This window comes from Helicobacter labetoulli (assembly GCF_003670275.1).
GTDB lineage: Bacteria > Campylobacterota > Campylobacteria > Campylobacterales > Helicobacteraceae > Helicobacter_C > Helicobacter_C labetoulli.
Genome location: NZ_QXJF01000003.1, coordinates 74,965 through 93,216, shown reverse-complemented (window position 1 = coordinate 93,216; position 18,252 = coordinate 74,965). Strand labels below are relative to the sequence as shown.

Sequence of the window (18,252 nt, the reverse complement as noted above, 5' to 3'; positions counted from 1 at the left end):
TTTAAGCTAAGATTCTGTTTTTGCAGGGTGGCTTCACACCTTGTTTATGTGCTACTATCTCCTAGATTACTTTATGTAACATTTTAGTAAATCTGGGTTACTTTTCTCACCGTATTAATATTTTAAAAAAATTTTTACATTACCTTATTTCTTTCCCTATTTCTATACTTACAAAGGTGTTCAAATGGAATTTTTCTTAGCATTTGTTGGATTTGGTTCGCTCATTCTCATTGTGTATTTACTGCTAACAGAAAAGACAAATCCTGCCGTGGCGTTCATAATCGTATCAGGTTGTAGTGCTATTGGACTTACCTTGCTGGATATAAACTTGCAGCTGGGCATTGGAGGCTTGTTAAAGGATAAATTTGAAATTGCTTATTTCGCAAAAATAGAAAATCCCATTTTTGACTTTAAGGCGTTGAGTTTTTTCATCAAACAAGGGATTAGCAGCGTTAGCTCCACGGCAGTGTTATTTATCTTTGCTATCTTATTTTTTGGATTGTTGAATGAAGCAGGGGTATTTAACAAAATCATCAATCATCTATTAAAATTTAGCAAAAACAATGTGTATGGTATCTGCTTTTTAACCGTGCTTATCTCGATTATTGCACATTTAGACGGTTCTGGGGCTTCTAGCTTCTTAATAGTAATTCCGGCAATGTTGCCTATTTATGAAAAATTGGGAATGCGTAAAACAACCTTAATGACGATTATGGCGATTTCTTTGGGTGTTATGAATCTTCTTCCTTGGGGTGGTCCTACACTCAGGGCTGCTACGATTATTGGTGCAGAGGCAAATGACATTTGGTATAACCTTATCCCCATTCAAGCAATCGGGCTGCTTTGTGCATTTGGAGTTGCCTTTATCTTGGCACGAAGGGAAATAGCACTAGGAGCTGGGAAGATTGAGATAAGCATAAGCCATCACGAGCTAGAAAAAGGGGAATATACAAGAGATAAGTCCTTCTTCTTAAATCTCATTGTGCTTTTGGGGATTTTGGTGCTACTCATTGTAAATGTCCTGCCTAGCTATTTTTTATTTATGTTAGGGTTCTGTCTTATCTTGTTTATTAATTATCCCAAGTTGGAGATAGCTCAAAAACTTATAGACAAATACTCTAAAAGTGCTATTATGATGGCCACTACACTTTTTGCCGCTGGAATCTTGATTGGGGTATTTGACAAATCTGGGATTATGAAAGTTATGGCAAGTGTAATTTTGGAGATTCTACCCCATTGGGCATTGGTTTTAATCCCTTTAATCGTTGGCCTGAGTGCTGTGCCTATGGCATTAATTTTTTGCACGGATTCTTACTTCTTTGGCATTATGCCCATCGTGGTTGGAATTACCCAAAGTTTAGGCATAGATCCTATGAGTATTGCAATCATTATGGTTGTCGCACGAAATTGTGCCACTTTTATTTCTCCTGTTGTCCCAGCAACACTGCTAGGGTGCGGACTTAGCGGTGTTAGTATTAAAGAACACATCAGCAAAAGTTTCTTTTGGGTTTGGGGAGTTTCATTGATATGTTTAAGCTGTGGTGCTTCTTTGGGGATTATTCACTTCTTTTGATTATTTGTTAGTTTCAAAGCAAGAAAACAAGCGAAGTTTTTAGCAAAACTCTCGCTTCTTGAGCCAAAAATTGTTTGCAATGTTAGCTGTATGCTGGAGCCTTAGAGATTAATTTAATCAGCGTTTTTTTTGTAAGATCCTTTGAGTCTTAGGTTGGGCATTAGCCTATTAGACTATAAATAGGGAGTTTTGGTATTAGCTGAGATTGCTCAGCTTTAGGAAGCACTCGTTTTCATAAGTGAGTGCAATTTGTGTGTTTGTTTCAATAAAGTCTTAAGCTTTAGAGGAGCAAGTAGAAAATCTCACAAAAGAGATTCAAAATCAAAATAAGGAGTGAAAAATGGATATGCAAGAGCTTGTCAAACAATATGTCAAAATCGTGAGCGATACACACTTTGAAAGCGGTGTTAATAGCATTAAGGAGCGACTAAATATCAGTGTGGAAGAGGCAGAGGCACTCTCACAAAGCGATGAGTTTAAGGAGATTGGAGCTTTGAAAAGAAAGTTTGACGATAAAAAACGAGTCAATGTTGAAAGTGATATAGTTAAGATTTTATTTAAAGACTTTGAGGACTTTTATCATTGGTATAAGTCTTAGGCAAAAGCTTAAAATCTCTACGCTATAATGCGGGGCTTTAGTAATTTGCCTTAAGGTTTGTCTATGCCCCCATTTTTATCGCCTTTAGCACTTCGCTTGAAAGAAAATCTTTTGCCCTTGATGGATTCTAAGAATCTGCTTGGCTTTTCAGGCGGGGTGGATTCTACGGCATTATTTTTTTTGCTTGTGGAGTGTGAGATTCCCTTTGACATAGCCATTGTGCATTATCACACACGCAAGGAAGCCGATGATGAGCTATCTCACGCACAGCATCTAGCTAAGATTTACAATAAACACTGCTTCATCTCCCACGCACCGCACTTTTCTCAAAACTTTGAATCTCAAGCAAGAGCATTTAGATTCTCCTTTTTTGATGAGATTATACAAACGCATAAATACACAACCTTGCTTTTAGCCCATCAGCTTAATGACTGCTTTGAATGGTTGCTTATGCAGCTCACGCGTGGCTCCGGGCTTTCAAATCTTCTTGGTTTTGAATCTGCTCGCAAGGGCTATACTATTGTGCGACCTTTAGAATCTATAAGTAAAGATAAGGTTTATGCCTATTGCAAAGAGCGGGGGCTAAAGTATTTTGAAGATTCTAGTAATGCGGATTTGGCTTTTAAGAGGAATGCTTTTCGGGTGAGATTTGCTAATGAGCTTGTAAGGGAGTATGGCAGGGGGATTGCTAAAAGCCTAGAGTATCTTAAGCAGGACAAACAACGCCTAAATACGCTAAGTGTAAAACAGCTAAGGCTAGAGTGTTTGGCGGAGCTTACGCAAGATTCTAAGGATTGTATATGTAGTCAGGGCGGAGTGATTTTTAAACTAGAATCTGCTTTTGCGTGTGAAAGCGTGGAGATGGAACAAAATAGGCTTTTACAAGGCTGTGATAAGATAGCAAAGCTGTGTGGCTATGTGCTAAGCCTTGCTCAACGCAAAGAGATTCTTAAGAGTGGATTTTGCTGCAAGATTCATTATTTGATGGTTACACATAGCGAATCGGCTCTCTTTGTGGCAGTGGATATATTTGATATGTATAAAAATGTAACGATTCCACCGATGACAAGGGATTTTAAAACTTTTTGTCAAAAATCAAAAATTCCACCAAGGCTTAGAAAACTGCTCTTTGCGGAGCTTTGTCTATTAGAATCTCATCAAAAAGCAGATGATGAAAAAAATCCTAATCTATCAAAAAATAAAGAAAAACAAGCCGATTTTAAGCAATTTATGAAAAAAATCAGCCACTTTTTTGCCATTTGAAAGCGTTTTGTTATTTTTATATTAACTTTTTAAGGTAGCTATAACTTCAAAGGCATTAGAATAAACCTCGTATTTTTCAAAACACGAACAAGGAGATTGCATGCAGACAAATACGCTCGAGTATGATTACTCAATTGCTAAGTTATTTGTTTTTTCTGCGATGGCATTTGGCTTTGTGGGGCTACTCATCGGGGTAGTTATCGCATTTCAAATGGCATTCCCAGATTTAAACTATCTAGCTTCGGAATACGGGACTTTTGGGCGACTTAGACCGCTTCACACTAATGGTATTATCTATGGTTTTACTCTTAGTGGGATTTGGGCTTCGTGGTATTATTTGGGACAAAGAGTGCTAAAGATTACTTATAAAGAGCATCCATTTTTGCGTACGATTGGTTTAGCACATTTTTGGATTTATATCGTGCTTATGGCTCTTGCTGTTATCTCGCTTTTTGCTGGTTTAACACAATCAAAAGAATACTCTGAACTTATTTGGCCTCTTGATATTATCGTGGTTGTTGTGTGGGTATTGTGGGGCGTTAGCCTTTTTGGAAGTATGGGTGTAAGGCGTGAGCAAACGATTTACATCTCATTGTGGTATTTTATAGCCACATTTGTGGGTATTTCCGCACTTTATATTTTCAACAATCTTGCTGTTCCTACTTATTTTGTAGCAGGTGTGGGGAGTGTGCTACATTCAATATCATTCTATGCGGGAACAAATGACGCGATGGTGCAATGGTGGTGGGGGCATAATGCCGTTGCATTCGTCTTTACTTCGGGTATTATCGGGTTAATCTATTACTTCCTTCCTAAAGAATCTGGGCAGCCTATATTCTCTTATAAGCTTACGCTCTTCTCATTCTGGGGACTTATGTTTATTTATATTTGGGCGGGTGGGCATCACCTTATTTACTCAACTACGCCTGATTGGATTCAAACTCTTGGATCTGTTTTCTCTGTTATTCTTATTTTGCCTTCTTGGGGAACAGCGATTAATATGCTTCTTACAATGCGAGGGCAATGGCATCAAATCAAAGAATCGCCAATGATTAAATTCCTAATCCTTGCTTCTACTTGGTATATGCTCACCACACTAGAAGGACCCATTCAGTCTATCCGCTCGGTAAATGGCTTGGCACACTTTACAGATTGGATTATTGGGCATGTGCATGATGCGGCTCTTGGTTGGGTAGGATTTATGGTTATTGCTGCGTGCTTCCATATGGTGCCTAGAATCTTTAAGCGTGAGATTTACTCTAAAAAGCTTATGGACGCGCAATTTTGGATTATGACGACAGGGATTATCTTGTATTTCTCAAGTATGTGGATTGCAGGTATTACCCAAGGTATGATGTGGAGAGATGTAGATGAGAATGGAAGCCTTGTGTATAGTTTTATTGATACGGTTACTGCACTATTCCCTTATTATCTTATTCGTGCAATTGGTGGCTTGATGTATTTGACAGGTTTCATTATGTTTATTTATAACATTATGATGACAATCTCATCAGGCAGAGTGCTTGATAAAGAGCCACAAAATGCCACACCAATGGCAGCATAAAGGAGTGAAAGATGTTTAGTTTTTTAGAAAAAAATCCATTCTTTTTCACGGTTGCATTTTTGCTCGTGTTTTCCATTGCTGGGCTTGTTGAGATTCTGCCCGGCTTTGCTAAAAAGGCTCAACCTATTGAGGGGTTAAAGCCTTATTCATTGCTTGAAACAGCTGGGCGACAAGTGTATATTGCTGAGGGTTGTTATAACTGCCACTCGCAGCTTATCCGCCCATTCAAAGCAGAGACAGATAGATATGGTGCATATAGCTTAAGCGGGGAGTATGCCTATGATAGACCTTTCTTGTGGGGTTCAAAACGCACAGGACCAGATTTGCATAGGGTTGGCGATAGCCGTAATGCAGCTGATTGGCACGATGGACATATGAGAGAGCCAAAATCTCGTGTACCCGGTTCAATTATGCCAGCGTATGAGCATCTTTATACAAAGAATGCCGATTTTGAAACCGCATTTGCTGAAGCCTATACACAAAAGGTTGTGTTTGGTGTGCCTTATGATGTTGAGGGTGGTGTGCAGATCGGTGCTGAGGGCTACCAAAAGGGCAATGCAGAATCTTTAGCAAAAGCAAAAGAAATCTTTATGCAAGAAGCAAAAGCTGTTGTTGATGATATGATAAGCCAAGATGTGAAAGATGCTTTTGAAAAGGGTGAGGTCAAGCAGATTGTAGCACTTATTGCTTATATGAATAGTCTTGGGCAATCTCGCCGAGCAGCGACACAGGTATCACAGGCAGGGCAGTAATGATACCAGAGGCTCTTATGCGTTTTATCATTGAGTATCAAAAAGAGATTTATCTCATTGTTACGCTTTTGCTTGTAGCGTTTTTATATGGGTATGTGTATCACTTGTATTCTTCACAACGCAAGGGAGTGAAAGACTATGAGAAATATGCCAATCTCGCATTGAAAGATAATCTTGATGATGAGCTTGTTGAGCCAAGGGAAGTTATCCATAAACAACAAAATCAATAAAGGGGAAAGCAATGAATTGGTCAGATAATATAACGACACTCGGGCTACTAGGTGCTTTTGTTATCTTGATACTCACTATTTTTGTGATGGGTGTGTATCTTAAAAAAATTAAAGATAGCAAAGCTGATGGAGAACTTACACACGAGAGCTGGGACGGCATAGGTGAGCAGACAAATAATCTCCCTATCGGCTGGGCAGCTTGCTTTTTAGGCGTGATTATTTGGGGCTTTTGGTATTTGTTCTTAGGCTATCCATTAAACGCGTATTCGCAAATTGGGGAATATAATCAAGAAGTGCAAAGCTATAATCAAAAATATGAAGCCACTTGGGATAAGCTTGTAGAGGAGGCTAATGAAGGAAAAATTGAGGGGCTTGCAAAAATGGGGCAGGGAATCTTCTTGGTGCAATGCTCTCAATGCCACGGCGTTACCGCTGAAGGTATGAGCGGTAAGGCAAAAGACCTTACAAAATGGGGCAAGGAAGAGGGCATTATTGAAGTGATTAAAGAAGGGAGCAAAGGCTTAGAGTATATGGCAGGTGAAATGGCACCTGTTGAGCTAAGTGATGAAGAGGCAGAAGCGGTAGCAGCTTACATTATGCAAGATATTTCAAGTGTGAAAAACACAAAATATCCAGCTTATGTGGCTAAGGGTAAGGAAATATTTGCAATGCAATGTGCAGCTTGCCACGGCGATGAGGGCAAGGGTAATGGTGGTGGTCTTGATGGCTTTGCACCAGATTTAAGCAAATATGGGACAACAGAGTTTTTAACAGAAGTGTTGCAAAAGGGTAAAAAAGGAATGATTGGTGTAATGCCTTCATTTAATTATGCAAACTTTGCAACAAGCCAAAAAGAAGCATTGAATGTGTTTATCCGTTCTTTGGAATCTCAAGCGGACTAAGGAGTAGCGTATGAATGGTTTATTTGGTATTAATGGTTTGACAGGATATTTTGTTGCGGTTGTGCTTTTGCTTAGTGTTGTTGGTGTGCTTGGCACTTGTGCTATTCTTACGCAAAAGGAAGTAGCGACAACTTATTACAAAATTGAAGATGCAAGTGCGATTAAGCAAATTAGCACAGATAACGCCAAACATCGTATAAATGCACAATAAGGAGAATCTATGAAACTCACACCCATTGAAAAGCTCCTTGGAGCGTTGATTGTAATCACTATTGTTATGACGATAGTCATTCCTTTTGTCCCTAATTTATTCCTGCACTTGGTTTAAAATGCCTTTTTTTCTAAAGAAGTTAGTGTATTCTAGCTTCTTATGGGCTTTAATGCTTTATGCAGATATGCCAACTGCGTTAGAAAATCGCAATTCTTATGTGCTTGATAATCCTCATCAGCTTTTGATACCAAAGAGTGTCGCATTTGTCCAAACTCTCTCACAAGAATTGCAACTAAAAACAGGTTATCATCTTTATGTCGCTGTTGTAGATTCTGTGCCTATGGAAGATGTATCTTTAGAATCTTTGCAGGATTCTACTTTGCAAATCACTCAAAAGCAAAGGCGTTTAGCTTACAAAAATATGCTTTTGCAGAATCTCCCCAAGCCCTACACGCTTATTGTTTTTATGAAAGAAGATGAGAAAATTGACATTGTTAGTTCCGAGCCTAAAAAATATTTTGATGAAGAAAAAGTGTATTATGAATATATGGTGCCACTTTTGCCAAAGCAAAAAGATGAAGTTCTAACCCCACAGCTCATTTCAGCGATTGTGCTTAATGGCTATGCTCAAGCTGCGGATATGATAGCTCATCATTTTGATGTGAGTTTGGAAAATAATATGCCTGTTGATGAAAGCGGTGAGCGGGAGTTTGTGCGGTTTAGTATGTATGCAATGTTGCTTGTGATGTTTGGTATTATTGGTGTGATTTATCTCACACGCAAAAGATAGGAAGGAGAATCTATGCAAGAGAAAAACTATTGGCCCCTAGGTATTATTGGTGTGTTGTTGTTTGGTGTCTTTATGGTGAGCGTATCTATCACCATCGCGTTAAAAAATCCCATTCAAGATGAAAGCACTTATTTTGACACAAAACGCAATGTTGATGAGCGTATTAATGAGATTATTGCAAATCAAAATCTTTTCAACACTCTTTTTTCTTACACAATATGGCTCAATGCTGATAAGATTCACAACCTTGACTTCACTTTCCCTTATCACGCGCCCTCTCATCGCCCTGATATTCAAAGGGGTGAGATTCCTAAAATCCTAGCAAATAATGTCCGCCTAACTTTTAAACTAGATAAGCCATCAACGGATTTAAAAAGCATTACCCTCTTTTTAGATTCTCCCATTCAAGCAGGAAAGCTGCTTAATTTAGGCGAGTTTAGCACAAGCGATTCTCACATATTTGTTAGCCAAGAGTTAAATAATCTCCCAAATGGGCGTTGGAAGTTTATCCTTGAATTGAGTTTTACTTCAGATTCTCAAGACACGCCAAAGAAGGCTTATTTAGAATCTGAAGTATTTATTGGCGATATAGCCAAAGATACAAGCTCCCAAGATTCTAGCTCACATCTCAAAAATAGATAAAAGCTAATGTCCCAACCTCTCAAGGCTAAAGTCAGCACACATCGTGCATTTTTGTTGCTTGATGCGGTAATGGGGATTTTTATCTGTGCGTGTGGTTTTGCTCTTGCCTTTGGGTTTTTATCTACTCAAAATCTCCCCAAGCCTAGCATTTACACAAGCTATAAGACACTCCTTTTGTCCCCAAACATATCTAGTGCCACACTCCGCACACACTCAAATCCAGAGTTTATTTATGATGGCAAAATCCATAGCACCACAGAATCTAATTTGACATTTTTTTGTGCCAACTCACATTCGCTAATGCTTAAAACTTCTAAACATTCCGCCTTTTCGCTTTTTGAAGTGAGCGTGAGCATTGTGATTTTGGGTGCGATTGGGCTTGTTTGTAGCTCTATGCTTTTAGACATAAGCAAACACATCGCCTACACACAAGCCAAAAATGACACAACATCTCGCATTGCTTTATTAAAGATTGAAAATCTTTTGGAAAATGCCATTATAGAATCTTTGCAAGATTCAAAAGGACAAGCCCTAAAAGGCATAAGCACGGGACTTTCTTTTTATAGTATAGATGAGAGTTTGCTCCTTGGTGGGGGCAACAAAAATGCTTCTACTTCTTTGCAGGGTGATACTTTGCTTCCCCATATATCTTTAGAGGTTTTGCACTCTCATAATGACACACTTTATTTTTCTACACTGAGAGGGTGGCAAAGTGGAATGAACGCATATCTTATCACAAAGCCACAGAGTGATTTTACCCCTTATGTTATCAAGGATAGAGCAAATAATATACTCACGCTTAGTAAGCCACCAGCTCAACCCCCTAGTCTTATATTGCCTATCACTCATCATAGTTTAAGGTTTGATAATGGGATATTGTGGTTAGATTCTGTACCAATTATTGATAATGTGCTTTCATTTGAGGTTTTGCCCATAAGCCTAAATCAAGGCATTTTGCTTGAACTAAAGCTTTGTGTAAAAACGCCTAGCAAGGCTCATTGTGAAAAAAGTGGCATTTGGCTAGATTCTATCGTGGAATTTTTGTAAAGGCAGGGCGATGAAACATAGCGGATTTTATATGCTTTATGCGGTGCTGTTTATCATCTCTGTTGGTCTGGCTTGTGCGTTTTATCTTCAGCAAAATTATCATACTTCACAAACAATCTCGCGTGTATATGCTAAGACACAGCTAAGGCTTCACGCTCAAAGTGCAAAGCAAATGGCTCTAATGTGTTTAAGGCAAAAAGATATGACACAATGTGCTAATCAAGAGTTTGAATTTTCCCCCTATCACTTCCGCACACATCTTACACGCCTTGATAATGGCAACATTTTGCTTGACATTCACGGCAAAGTTATCCACCCAGCAAGCAATAATCTCGTGCGTATCACAAGGCGTCATATCCTTGTGCCTTAGTGGCTAGGAACTTCATTTGAATCTTGTGTGTATTTAAAGTTTTAAAAGCATTTAAGAAAAAAGGATATTAATCAGCTAAAATTTTCATTATTTCACAAAAGGCGTTTGTATGAATACTCTTAGTGTTATTGATACTTTTGGATTTTTCTTTCGTAGTTTCTATGCCCTCCCTCCGCTTAAAAATTCACAAGGATTCCCCACAGGGCTACTTGTAGGCTTTTGCAACCTTTTGCAGTCATTATATAAAGACCCCTCTTGCACTCATATTGTTTTTGCTTTAGAAGGTGGGGGCAAAAACAAAAGGAGAGATATTTATAGTGAGTATAAAGCCAATCGCCAATCGCCTCCAGAAGAATTGCGTTTGCAGCTCCCCATTGCAATTAAATGGATTGAAAAAATGGGGTTTTTAAATATCAGTATTGAAGGCTATGAAGCCGATGATGTCATCGCCTCAATCAACAAAGTCGCCAACACACAAAATATCGCAGTAAGAATCATAAGCCACGATAAAGATTTATATCAGCTTATTGATGAAAATACTTATATCTATGATCCTATCGGCAAAAAAGACATTAGACAAGCTCAATGCCTTCAAAAATATGGCGTTTATCCCAAAAATTTTATTGATTATCAAAGCCTTGTGGGCGATAGCAGTGATAATGTAATGGGCGTAAAAGGCATAGGGGCAAAATCCGCTCAAAAGCTTATCCAATGCTTTGACAGTATAGAATCGCTGTATGCACGAGCTGATGAGATAGAATCTGTAACCACACCAAGAATTGCCAAGCTCATTAAAGAGGGCAAAGACAATGCTTTTTTAAGCAAAAAACTTGTAACGCTCTATGATGATTTGCTTGATAATATTGACCTAAGCAAATGCCTAATGCCAGAATCTAACCCTATGCTTAAGATTCTTGATGAGCTAAAAGAATATGAGCTTAAAAACATTATCTCTAAGATTCAATCCCCATACGAACGCTATACGCAAAAAAAATCAGCCCAACGCTCCATTGGCTCACTGCAAGTCCCCATAAAAGATAGCCAAGCCTTTAGCTTTACCCCGCATTTGCTTGATACTTTGGCATCTGTAGAATCTGTGCTAGATTCTATTCCACAGGGGGCAAGAATGGGCTTTGACTGTGAGAGCGATAACCTTGATTTGCAAGAGGCACAACTTGTGGGCTTTTCATTTTGCTTTGATGGGAACAATGCCTATTATGTGCCTGTGGGGCATAGATATTTGGGCGTGGGTAATCAACTAAATTTGCAAGAAGCCAAAAGTGCCATTAGCAGAATCTTTACTCACCCACTTATCGGGCATAATCTCAAATTTGACCTAAGCCTTATTTACCGCACACTTTCCTTAGAGCATATGGGCAAGATTTATGATAGTATGATTTTGAGCTGGCTCTATGATAGTATCGCACCTGTGGGACTTGATAAGCAAATGCTTAAGTGGTTTAATCACGCAATGATTAGCTTTGATAGTGTTGTGCCAAAGGGGGAGAATTTCTCACAAGTGAATATCGCCACCGCTACACAATACGCTGCTGAAGATGCTGCTGCGACTTTCAAGCTTTATCATCGCTTGGAAGATGAGTTTTACAAGCGAGAATGGGGCGGGATACTCAATCTTGCAGAGAATCTTGAATATCCTTTCATCAAAGTGCTTATGGATATGGAACTAGAGGGGATTCAAGTAGATATAGAGTTTTTGGAGATTCTCAAAGAAAAATCAAGTGAGCATATTGCCGAGCTTACTCAAAAAATCTATGATTTATGCGGAGAGACCTTTAATCTTAACTCCCCTCAACAACTCGCCCATATCTTATTTGACAAGCTTGGCTTAAAGCCCGGGCGAAGTGTGAAAGGGGGCTTAAGCACTGATGAGAAAACGCTTCTAGCCATTATTGATAGCCACCCCGTGATTGAGCTGATTTTAGATTATAGAGAGAGCAATAAGCTAAAAAGCACCTATATTGAGCCACTTTTGCGACTTGGCAAGGCAAATGCACAGCGTAGAATCCACACTTCATTTTTACAAAATGGCACTGCCACAGGACGCCTTAGCTCCAAATCTCCAAATCTCCAAAATATCCCTGTGCGCACAGAAGAAGGGCGTAAAATCCGCCAAGCATTCATCAGCAAAGAAGGACATAGCCTTATTAGCATTGATTATTCACAAATTGAACTGCGACTTTTGGCACATTTTTGCAAAGACCCCTCGCTTGTAGAATCTTTTATGCAGGATAAGGATATTCACTTTGAAACTGCTGCTAGACTTTTTGGGGAGCAGGAAGCCACGCAAAAACGCTTTATTGCTAAGAGCATTAACTTTGGGCTTATCTATGGTATGGGAAGTAAAAAGCTCTCTCAAACCCTGCAGATTCCACTCAAACAGGCTAAGGAATACATTCAAAGCTATTTTGCACTCTTCCCCACGATTAAGGACTTTTTGAACGCACAGGAGGAATTTTTGCTTGAAAATGGCTATTCTCAAACGCTTTTGGGGCATAGACGCTATTTTGATTTTAAAAGGGCTACTGATTTTATGAGGGCAAACTTCTTGCGTGAGGGGATAAACTCTATCTTTCAAGGCAGTGCGGCGGACTTAATCAAGCTTTCAATGTGCGAGATTCACAAGCAATATGCAAAGAGTGATTTAAAAATGCTTTTGCAGGTGCATGATGAGCTGATTTTTGAAGCTCCAAGTGAGAAGGCAGAAAGCTATGCTAATGAAGTGGCACATATTATGAATACCATTTATAAGCTTGAAGTGCCGCTCAAATGCGGTATCGCCATTGGCACAAACTGGGCAGAGCTAAAGTAACCGCTTTGTATATAAAATATGTATCAAGCTTTAAGCAAATAGCAAAATGTCTATCATTAAAGGCAGAGCTTAAGTTAAAGCCTTTTGCCTTGCTTACATATTTTTGCTTGCACTCACAGAATCCACAAGATAGAGTAGATTTTGCCAAATAATATGTGTCTTGTCATTTAGTCCTATCTCACAAGTGCTAGAGCTTGAAAAGCCAAGTCGTAGTTTTTGTTTTTTACCCCTTTGTCCTTGTGCGTGGTTTGGAGCAATGTTTTGCGTGGCGGATCGTTTTTTAGATTCTAAGTTAGAATCTATTTTTTCACTTTCCATTTGGGATTCTAAGATTGTGGAGCTAGAATCGTGGTTTTCTAAAGAAACATCGGCTAACGCCGAGCGGTATTCCTTGTTTTGCGAATCTCGCAAGGCAGATAAGACTAGAGGTCTATCAACGCCGCGAGATGAAGCAATCCGCGATTCTAGCCCGCAAGCTGAATCCCCTCTAGAATCCCTTTTTTGTTTGTTTGCGTAAAACTCACTTAACTCCCGCAATGCTGAAGCATTAAGCTCACTGCAGATAAAGCCCTTATTCCCTGCAAAGCCACAGCATTGTGTTTTAGAATGCATAATGACTTCGCCATTTGTGCAAGTTTTGGCAATGGATTCTAGGGATTTGTCCCATTTGCCTTTTCTTGTCGCACACATCGCATAAAGCGCAATATCCTCATCTAAAGGCGTGATAGTAAGCCTTGGCAAAAGAGTGGATTCTATAAATTCGGGCATATCTAAAATAGTGAGAGTAGAATCTAGCTCTTGTAATCCGCTTTTTAGCTCATAGCTACACGCGCTATGATCGCACACGATATGGATTTGCTTTGCACCCTTGCTCCGTAGCTTTTCCACACTAGAATCTAATGCCCTATACACTTCTTTGCGTTTAAGCTCCGCACTTTGCGGATAGTCTTTATACGCCTTGCCGCAGCAAAGATTCTTGAGATTATGCGGATATTCCACGCTTACACTAGCCTTTTTACATAAAGATTCAAAGACTTCTTGCAAAGCTCTTGTATCTTGCAGATGTGATTGTGGAGCAAAGGAACGATTGATACAGGTGCTAAAATATATGACAGATATTTGGCTAGATTGTGTATCGCTTGTAGAATCTAGTTTAGATTCTAGCTTGTAGGCATTTGCCCTAGGTAGTGAGCGTGGGATATAGGGTAAAAATCTCATCTTTTTGCTTAGGGTATTTAGCGTGTTTTTGCCAAAGATTGTAAAGCCAAAGTTTGCGATATGTAAGCCCCCTTTAGCAAGGCTAAGTGTGGGGCTAAAGTGCTTGGCACTTTGAGTTGCTATGAAGAAAGAGACTGCACCCTTTGTGCTAGGGCTTAGCTTTTGTGCGATTTTAGCACTATCAATTTCTAGCGGACAGGAGAGGGAGCACATAGAGCAGGTGGCACAGGTGTCGATGCCAAAGTATTGATAGCCCTGTTTTAACTCTTTTAGTATTGCTTTTATATGCGTTGGCTTTTGCGTGTTTTTGGCAGATTCTGCGGTGTCGGCTCGGTCATTTGCCTTTAGCAAACTCCCTTCGCCTCCACCTTGAAAACTCCCAAAATCATCGCAAAATCCTTCCGCATTTGTAGTGATTGATTTTTGTGGCTTGGCTCTTAAATCAGCGATTGCTTCGCCTCGTGTCTCCGCACTAGATTCTATAACGCTTTTAGAAACCATAGAATCCGCCCCACTAAGCAAAGCCTCTAGCCTTGCGATTTCTTTTCGCACGGCTATTCTCTGTCTTGGTGTCAAAGTTAGCTCTCTGCTAGGGCAAACCTTTTCGCAAAATCCACATTCCATACATTGATTGATAAAGTCTTCTACTTCGCTGCTTTGCTTGAGATTTTGCGTGTGGATTTGGGGATTATCGCTGATGATAACATCGGGGTTTATAAGAGAGTTTGGGTCAAAAATCTCTTTTATCCTGCGATTTATACTATACGCTTTAGCTCCCCACTCTTTTTCTACAAATGGCGCTATCATTCGCCCTGTGCCGTGCTCTGCCTTTGTGCTACCCTGCAAGGCAATGACAGAATCTACCATCGCTTCCATAAACGCCCCAAATGCTTGACTCTCCTTTTCATCATTGAGATTTGGCGTGATGATAAAATGCACATTCCCACTCAATGCGTGTCCAAAGATAATGCCTTGAAAATGAAACTTTTCAAAAAGCTTGATAATAGAATCTATGCCTTGTGCGAAAGTGTGGATAGGGAAGCAAATATCTTCAGTGATGACGATACTCCCACTTGGGCGAGTCCCAGCCGCTAAGGGCAAAAGGGCTTTGCGGATTTTCCACCAAGATGCCATAGTTTTTTCATCACTGCTAAAATGCACGCCAAAAAGGCTTGGCACAGATTCTAGCTCGTGGCTTATATGAGCGATTTTAGAATCTAGCTCTTTTTGTGTGCTAGATTCTAATTGCACCAAAATCGCACAAGCCCCATTTTGTATTTTCTCTAGCTCACTAGGGGCGTTTTCTAAACTTTTAGCAGAATCCAAACACGCATAGTCCATAATCTCCGCTGCACTCACAAGGCTTTCATTCCTTGCTAGAATCTCCACTGCCTTTGCCCCAAGAGCTAAATTTTCATAAAAAAGCAACGCACACGCTTTGTAAGCATAATCTTCCACGCATTCATACTCTACTTGAGAGACAAAGCCCAAAGTCCCCTCCGCACCGATAAAAAGATGATTAATGATGTCTTTAATTTCATCAAAATCTAGCAGGGCATTGATACTATAACCGGTTGTATTTTTGATAGCAAACTTTCGCTTAATGAGTTTGCAAAGCTCTGTGTCTTTCAGAATCTCTTCACGCAATGCTAGAAGTGCATCTGCCTTATCTTTATGCTTTTGTAAAAAGGATTCTATGTTTTCACTAGGCTTGGCATTCTTACTTGTATCAAGGATCGTGCCATTATGCAGGATAAATCGTGCGGATTTTATGGTGTTGTAGCTATTTTGCTTCACCCCACAACACATACCGCTAGAGTTGTTTGAAAAGATTCCACCAATCATTGCGTTATTAATAGTCGCTGGATCTGGTCCTATCTTTTTGCCATAAGGTTTCAGGGCTTCATTTGCTTCTACGCCAATCACCCCACAGCTACATTTTATGCTCTCCGCATTGCCTATAATCTCAATATCCTGCCAAAACGCATTGGCTAAGACAAGCACAGAATCACTACACGCCTGTCCGCTTAAACTCGTCCCTGCGGCTCTAAAGGTAAGCGGGGTATTGTGCTTTTGACTTAATGCAAAAAGCGTGATGATCTCACTCTCATTTACCGCTCTAATCACTACGCGCGGCACATACGCATAGCAAGAGGCATCAATCCCATAAGCAAATCGGCGGAGATAATCTGTATAGATTCTATCCTTAAAATGCTCTTTTGCCTCTGCTATAAAGCCTTCAAAGTCTCTATATCGCATTGTCATTTACACTCCTTTTGGTTGTTTTAGCCTCGCACATCAAGCAAACTTTCCTTAAACTCATACAAAGGCTTAAGGCTAGAATCTAGCGTGATTTTACTTAACTTAAAGCCTTTAAGGAGTGAAAGATTTTTTTCCAGCAAAGCCTTTGTGCTTTCATACATCACTTTAAGGCTTAAGGCATTACCACCTTTTGTAATGCTAATCTCACCTTCAATAATCCCAAGGGAAGGCATTATCGCACTAAAACGCATCGTATTTGCCCCTAATCTTTTCATTTGTAAAATCTCATTCTTTTCAGTGATAGTAAGATTTAATACCCCACTTTTTAGCCCAAGCAGGAGATTACTTAAAAATAAAAACTCTTCCTTGCTTTGAGAAGTAGCTAATTTTTGACTTAAAAAGTCTTTAAATCCTTCAAATATATCCTTTTGCTCCCCTAATTCCTGTAAATCCTGCAAACTAAACTGCAAGGGAGCTTTGCTAAAAGATTCTAAAATATGAGGCTGCAAAATAAGATTCTTTAAAGTGATATGCCCTAGAGAGCTTTTGCCCATTTCACCCCAATACTTCTGCCCGATAACAAGCTCTTTATGGCTTTTACTTTGAATCTGCTTAGATCCTACCTGCAAGAGATAGGTATCTCCTTTTGTTTGAGCTAAAACTTTAATCAGCATAGGCAAGGTAGCATTGTATGTCGTGGGGCTAGAGGCTTTTAGGGCTTTTGTGAGATTGGCAATTTTTTGTATCATTAGCTCATCTTTGGCGGTATTTTGAGACTTTCACAAGCTTTAGCTATGCCAAAGGCGACTTCAAGTTTTGAACCATTGAGACTTTGAGTAAAATCGTGTGTAAAAATGTTTATCGTGTTGTTATCTGCACCAAAAGGGTTGTGTGTGCCTATGACATTAAGGCACACCATATCGCATTGTTTAGAATCTAGCATAGCTTTTGCGTAATGCTTGGCATTGCTCTCATCAATTTCTGCTTTAAAGCCTATTTTATATGCAGATTCTGGTGGAATTGAGGCAAGAACATCTTGTGTTTTGAAACATTGCAATGTGAGTATATCGCCCACCTGCTCTTTTTTAAGTTTATTTTTTTGTGGCTTTGGCGCATAATCTGCCAAGGCTGCAGTCATAAAAACAAAGGGTTTGGATTCTGCATTGTGTATCAGCTCGTGAATCTTATGGTTAAAATCTGTAACACTTTGTGCTTTAATCTGTGTAATATGCTTTGGCAAAGTGGTAGGAAAAACGCTTGAAAGCAAACTCACCTTTGCCCCAAGCGTATAGAGTGCAATAGCTAATGCACTTGCTTGTTTGCCACTGCTATGATTTGAGATAAATCGCACTTCATCAATACTCTCTTTTGATCCACCACCTGTAATGACAACCTCCCTATCCTGCCAAAATACATTTGTATGTAGCCCACGAGCTAACCTAAAAATAATCTCATCAATCTCCGCTAATGCCCCATCTCCCACTTCCCCACACGCTAAGAGGCTTGAGTGAGATTCTATACACTCAAAGCCAAGATTTTTAAGTGTTGTAATGTTGCGTTGGGTTTGTGGAGAGCAAAGCATAGTCGTATTCATCGCAGGAGCAATAAATTTTTTGGCACTTGTGGCTAAAAGTGTTGTGAGTAAGACATTATCCGCTATACCACAAGCGATTTTAGCAATGGTATTTGCACTCGCAGGTGCTACAAGGACAATATCCGCCCATTTTGCATAAGTAATGTGATTTGCTCCATTTGTAGCACTTGATTGATTATACCACGATTGATTATGTTCGGTTAAGACAAGATTCCCGCTCATTGCTTCAAAGCTTAAAGGCGTAACAAATTTGCAAGATTCTTCACTCATTACAACCTTGATATTAGCATTGTATTTTTTAAGCTGTGAGATACACTCAAGCATTTTATACACGGCGATTGAGCCACTTATAAGAATAAGAATATTTTTGTTGTGGAAAATATGTTGCATTCACTCTCCTTTGTGT

General features: G+C 39.5%; 16 protein-coding genes. 13 read left to right on the top strand and 3 right to left on the bottom strand.

Annotated features, from left to right (window positions below; translation table 11 throughout):
- Positions 1 to 184: 184 nt before the first annotated feature.
- The 13 genes from EBF12_RS01920 (at position 185) to polA (ending at position 12,772) form a co-directional block, all read left to right on the top strand.
- Positions 185 to 1,573, top strand: a complete 1,389-nt coding sequence (locus EBF12_RS01920; RefSeq protein WP_121726158.1) for a CitMHS family transporter — start codon at positions 185 to 187, stop codon at positions 1,571 to 1,573.
- A gap of 340 nt (positions 1,574 to 1,913) precedes the next feature.
- Positions 1,914 to 2,171, top strand: coding sequence for a hypothetical protein (locus tag EBF12_RS01915; protein ID WP_121726157.1), 258 nt, complete (start codon positions 1,914 to 1,916; stop codon positions 2,169 to 2,171).
- Between the two features lie 63 nt (positions 2,172 to 2,234).
- Positions 2,235 to 3,434, top strand: coding sequence for a tRNA lysidine(34) synthetase TilS (gene tilS, locus EBF12_RS01910; RefSeq protein ID WP_121726156.1), 1,200 nt, complete (start codon positions 2,235 to 2,237; stop codon positions 3,432 to 3,434).
- A 100-nt stretch (positions 3,435 to 3,534) separates the two neighbouring features.
- Positions 3,535 to 4,998, top strand: a complete 1,464-nt coding sequence (gene ccoN, locus EBF12_RS01905; RefSeq protein WP_121726155.1) for a cytochrome-c oxidase, cbb3-type subunit I — start codon at positions 3,535 to 3,537, stop codon at positions 4,996 to 4,998.
- Positions 4,999 to 5,009: 11 nt separating this feature from the next.
- Positions 5,010 to 5,750 carry a cytochrome-c oxidase, cbb3-type subunit II gene (gene ccoO / locus EBF12_RS01900; protein ID WP_121726154.1) on the top strand — a complete coding sequence of 247 codons (741 nt, stop codon included), beginning with the start codon at positions 5,010 to 5,012 and terminating at the stop codon, positions 5,748 to 5,750.
- Entirely contained in the window at positions 5,750 to 5,980 is a 231-nt protein-coding gene (locus tag EBF12_RS01895; RefSeq protein WP_121726153.1) for a cytochrome c oxidase, cbb3-type, CcoQ subunit, read from the top strand. Before ccoO ends, EBF12_RS01895 begins: the two co-directional genes overlap by 1 nt.
- Before the next feature lie 11 nt (positions 5,981 to 5,991).
- Entirely contained in the window at positions 5,992 to 6,882 is an 891-nt protein-coding gene (ccoP, locus tag EBF12_RS01890) for a cytochrome-c oxidase, cbb3-type subunit III (protein WP_121726152.1), read from the top strand.
- Between the two features lie 10 nt (positions 6,883 to 6,892).
- Entirely contained in the window at positions 6,893 to 7,093 is a 201-nt protein-coding gene (locus EBF12_RS01885; RefSeq protein ID WP_121726151.1) for a DUF4006 family protein, read from the top strand.
- Between the two features lie 169 nt (positions 7,094 to 7,262).
- On the top strand, positions 7,263 to 7,883 hold the full coding sequence (locus EBF12_RS01880; protein ID WP_244196308.1) for a hypothetical protein: 621 nt from the start codon (positions 7,263 to 7,265) through the stop codon (positions 7,881 to 7,883).
- 12 nt (positions 7,884 to 7,895) lie between these two features.
- On the top strand, positions 7,896 to 8,525 hold the full coding sequence (locus tag EBF12_RS01875) for a hypothetical protein (RefSeq protein ID WP_121726150.1): 630 nt from the start codon (positions 7,896 to 7,898) through the stop codon (positions 8,523 to 8,525).
- 6 nt (positions 8,526 to 8,531) lie between these two features.
- A complete protein-coding gene (locus EBF12_RS01870; protein ID WP_244196307.1) occupies positions 8,532 to 9,572 on the top strand; it encodes a hypothetical protein in 1,041 nt (346 codons plus the stop codon).
- Positions 9,573 to 9,582: 10 nt separating this feature from the next.
- On the top strand, positions 9,583 to 9,942 hold the full coding sequence (locus EBF12_RS01865; RefSeq protein WP_121726149.1) for a hypothetical protein: 360 nt from the start codon (positions 9,583 to 9,585) through the stop codon (positions 9,940 to 9,942).
- Positions 9,943 to 10,051: 109 nt separating this feature from the next.
- On the top strand, positions 10,052 to 12,772 hold the full coding sequence (gene polA, locus EBF12_RS01860) for a DNA polymerase I (RefSeq protein ID WP_121726148.1): 2,721 nt from the start codon (positions 10,052 to 10,054) through the stop codon (positions 12,770 to 12,772).
- 93 nt (positions 12,773 to 12,865) lie between these two features.
- Here the strand turns inward: polA and EBF12_RS01855 are convergent, their stop codons facing one another.
- Genes EBF12_RS01855 through coaBC form a run of 3 tightly spaced genes read right to left on the bottom strand, consistent with a single transcriptional unit; the run spans position 12,866 to position 18,236 of the window.
- Positions 12,866 to 16,255 carry an FAD-binding and (Fe-S)-binding domain-containing protein gene (locus EBF12_RS01855; protein WP_244196306.1) on the bottom strand — a complete coding sequence of 1,130 codons (3,390 nt, stop codon included), beginning with the start codon at positions 16,253 to 16,255 and terminating at the stop codon, positions 12,866 to 12,868.
- Positions 16,256 to 16,275: 20 nt separating this feature from the next.
- Complete coding sequence (locus EBF12_RS01850; RefSeq protein WP_121726147.1) at positions 16,276 to 17,001, bottom strand: hypothetical protein; 726 nt, start codon at positions 16,999 to 17,001, stop codon at positions 16,276 to 16,278.
- Positions 17,001 to 18,236, bottom strand: a complete 1,236-nt coding sequence (coaBC, locus tag EBF12_RS01845; protein ID WP_121726146.1) for a bifunctional phosphopantothenoylcysteine decarboxylase/phosphopantothenate--cysteine ligase CoaBC — start codon at positions 18,234 to 18,236, stop codon at positions 17,001 to 17,003. Before coaBC ends, EBF12_RS01850 begins: the two co-directional genes overlap by 1 nt.
- Positions 18,237 to 18,252: the final 16 nt, after the last annotated feature.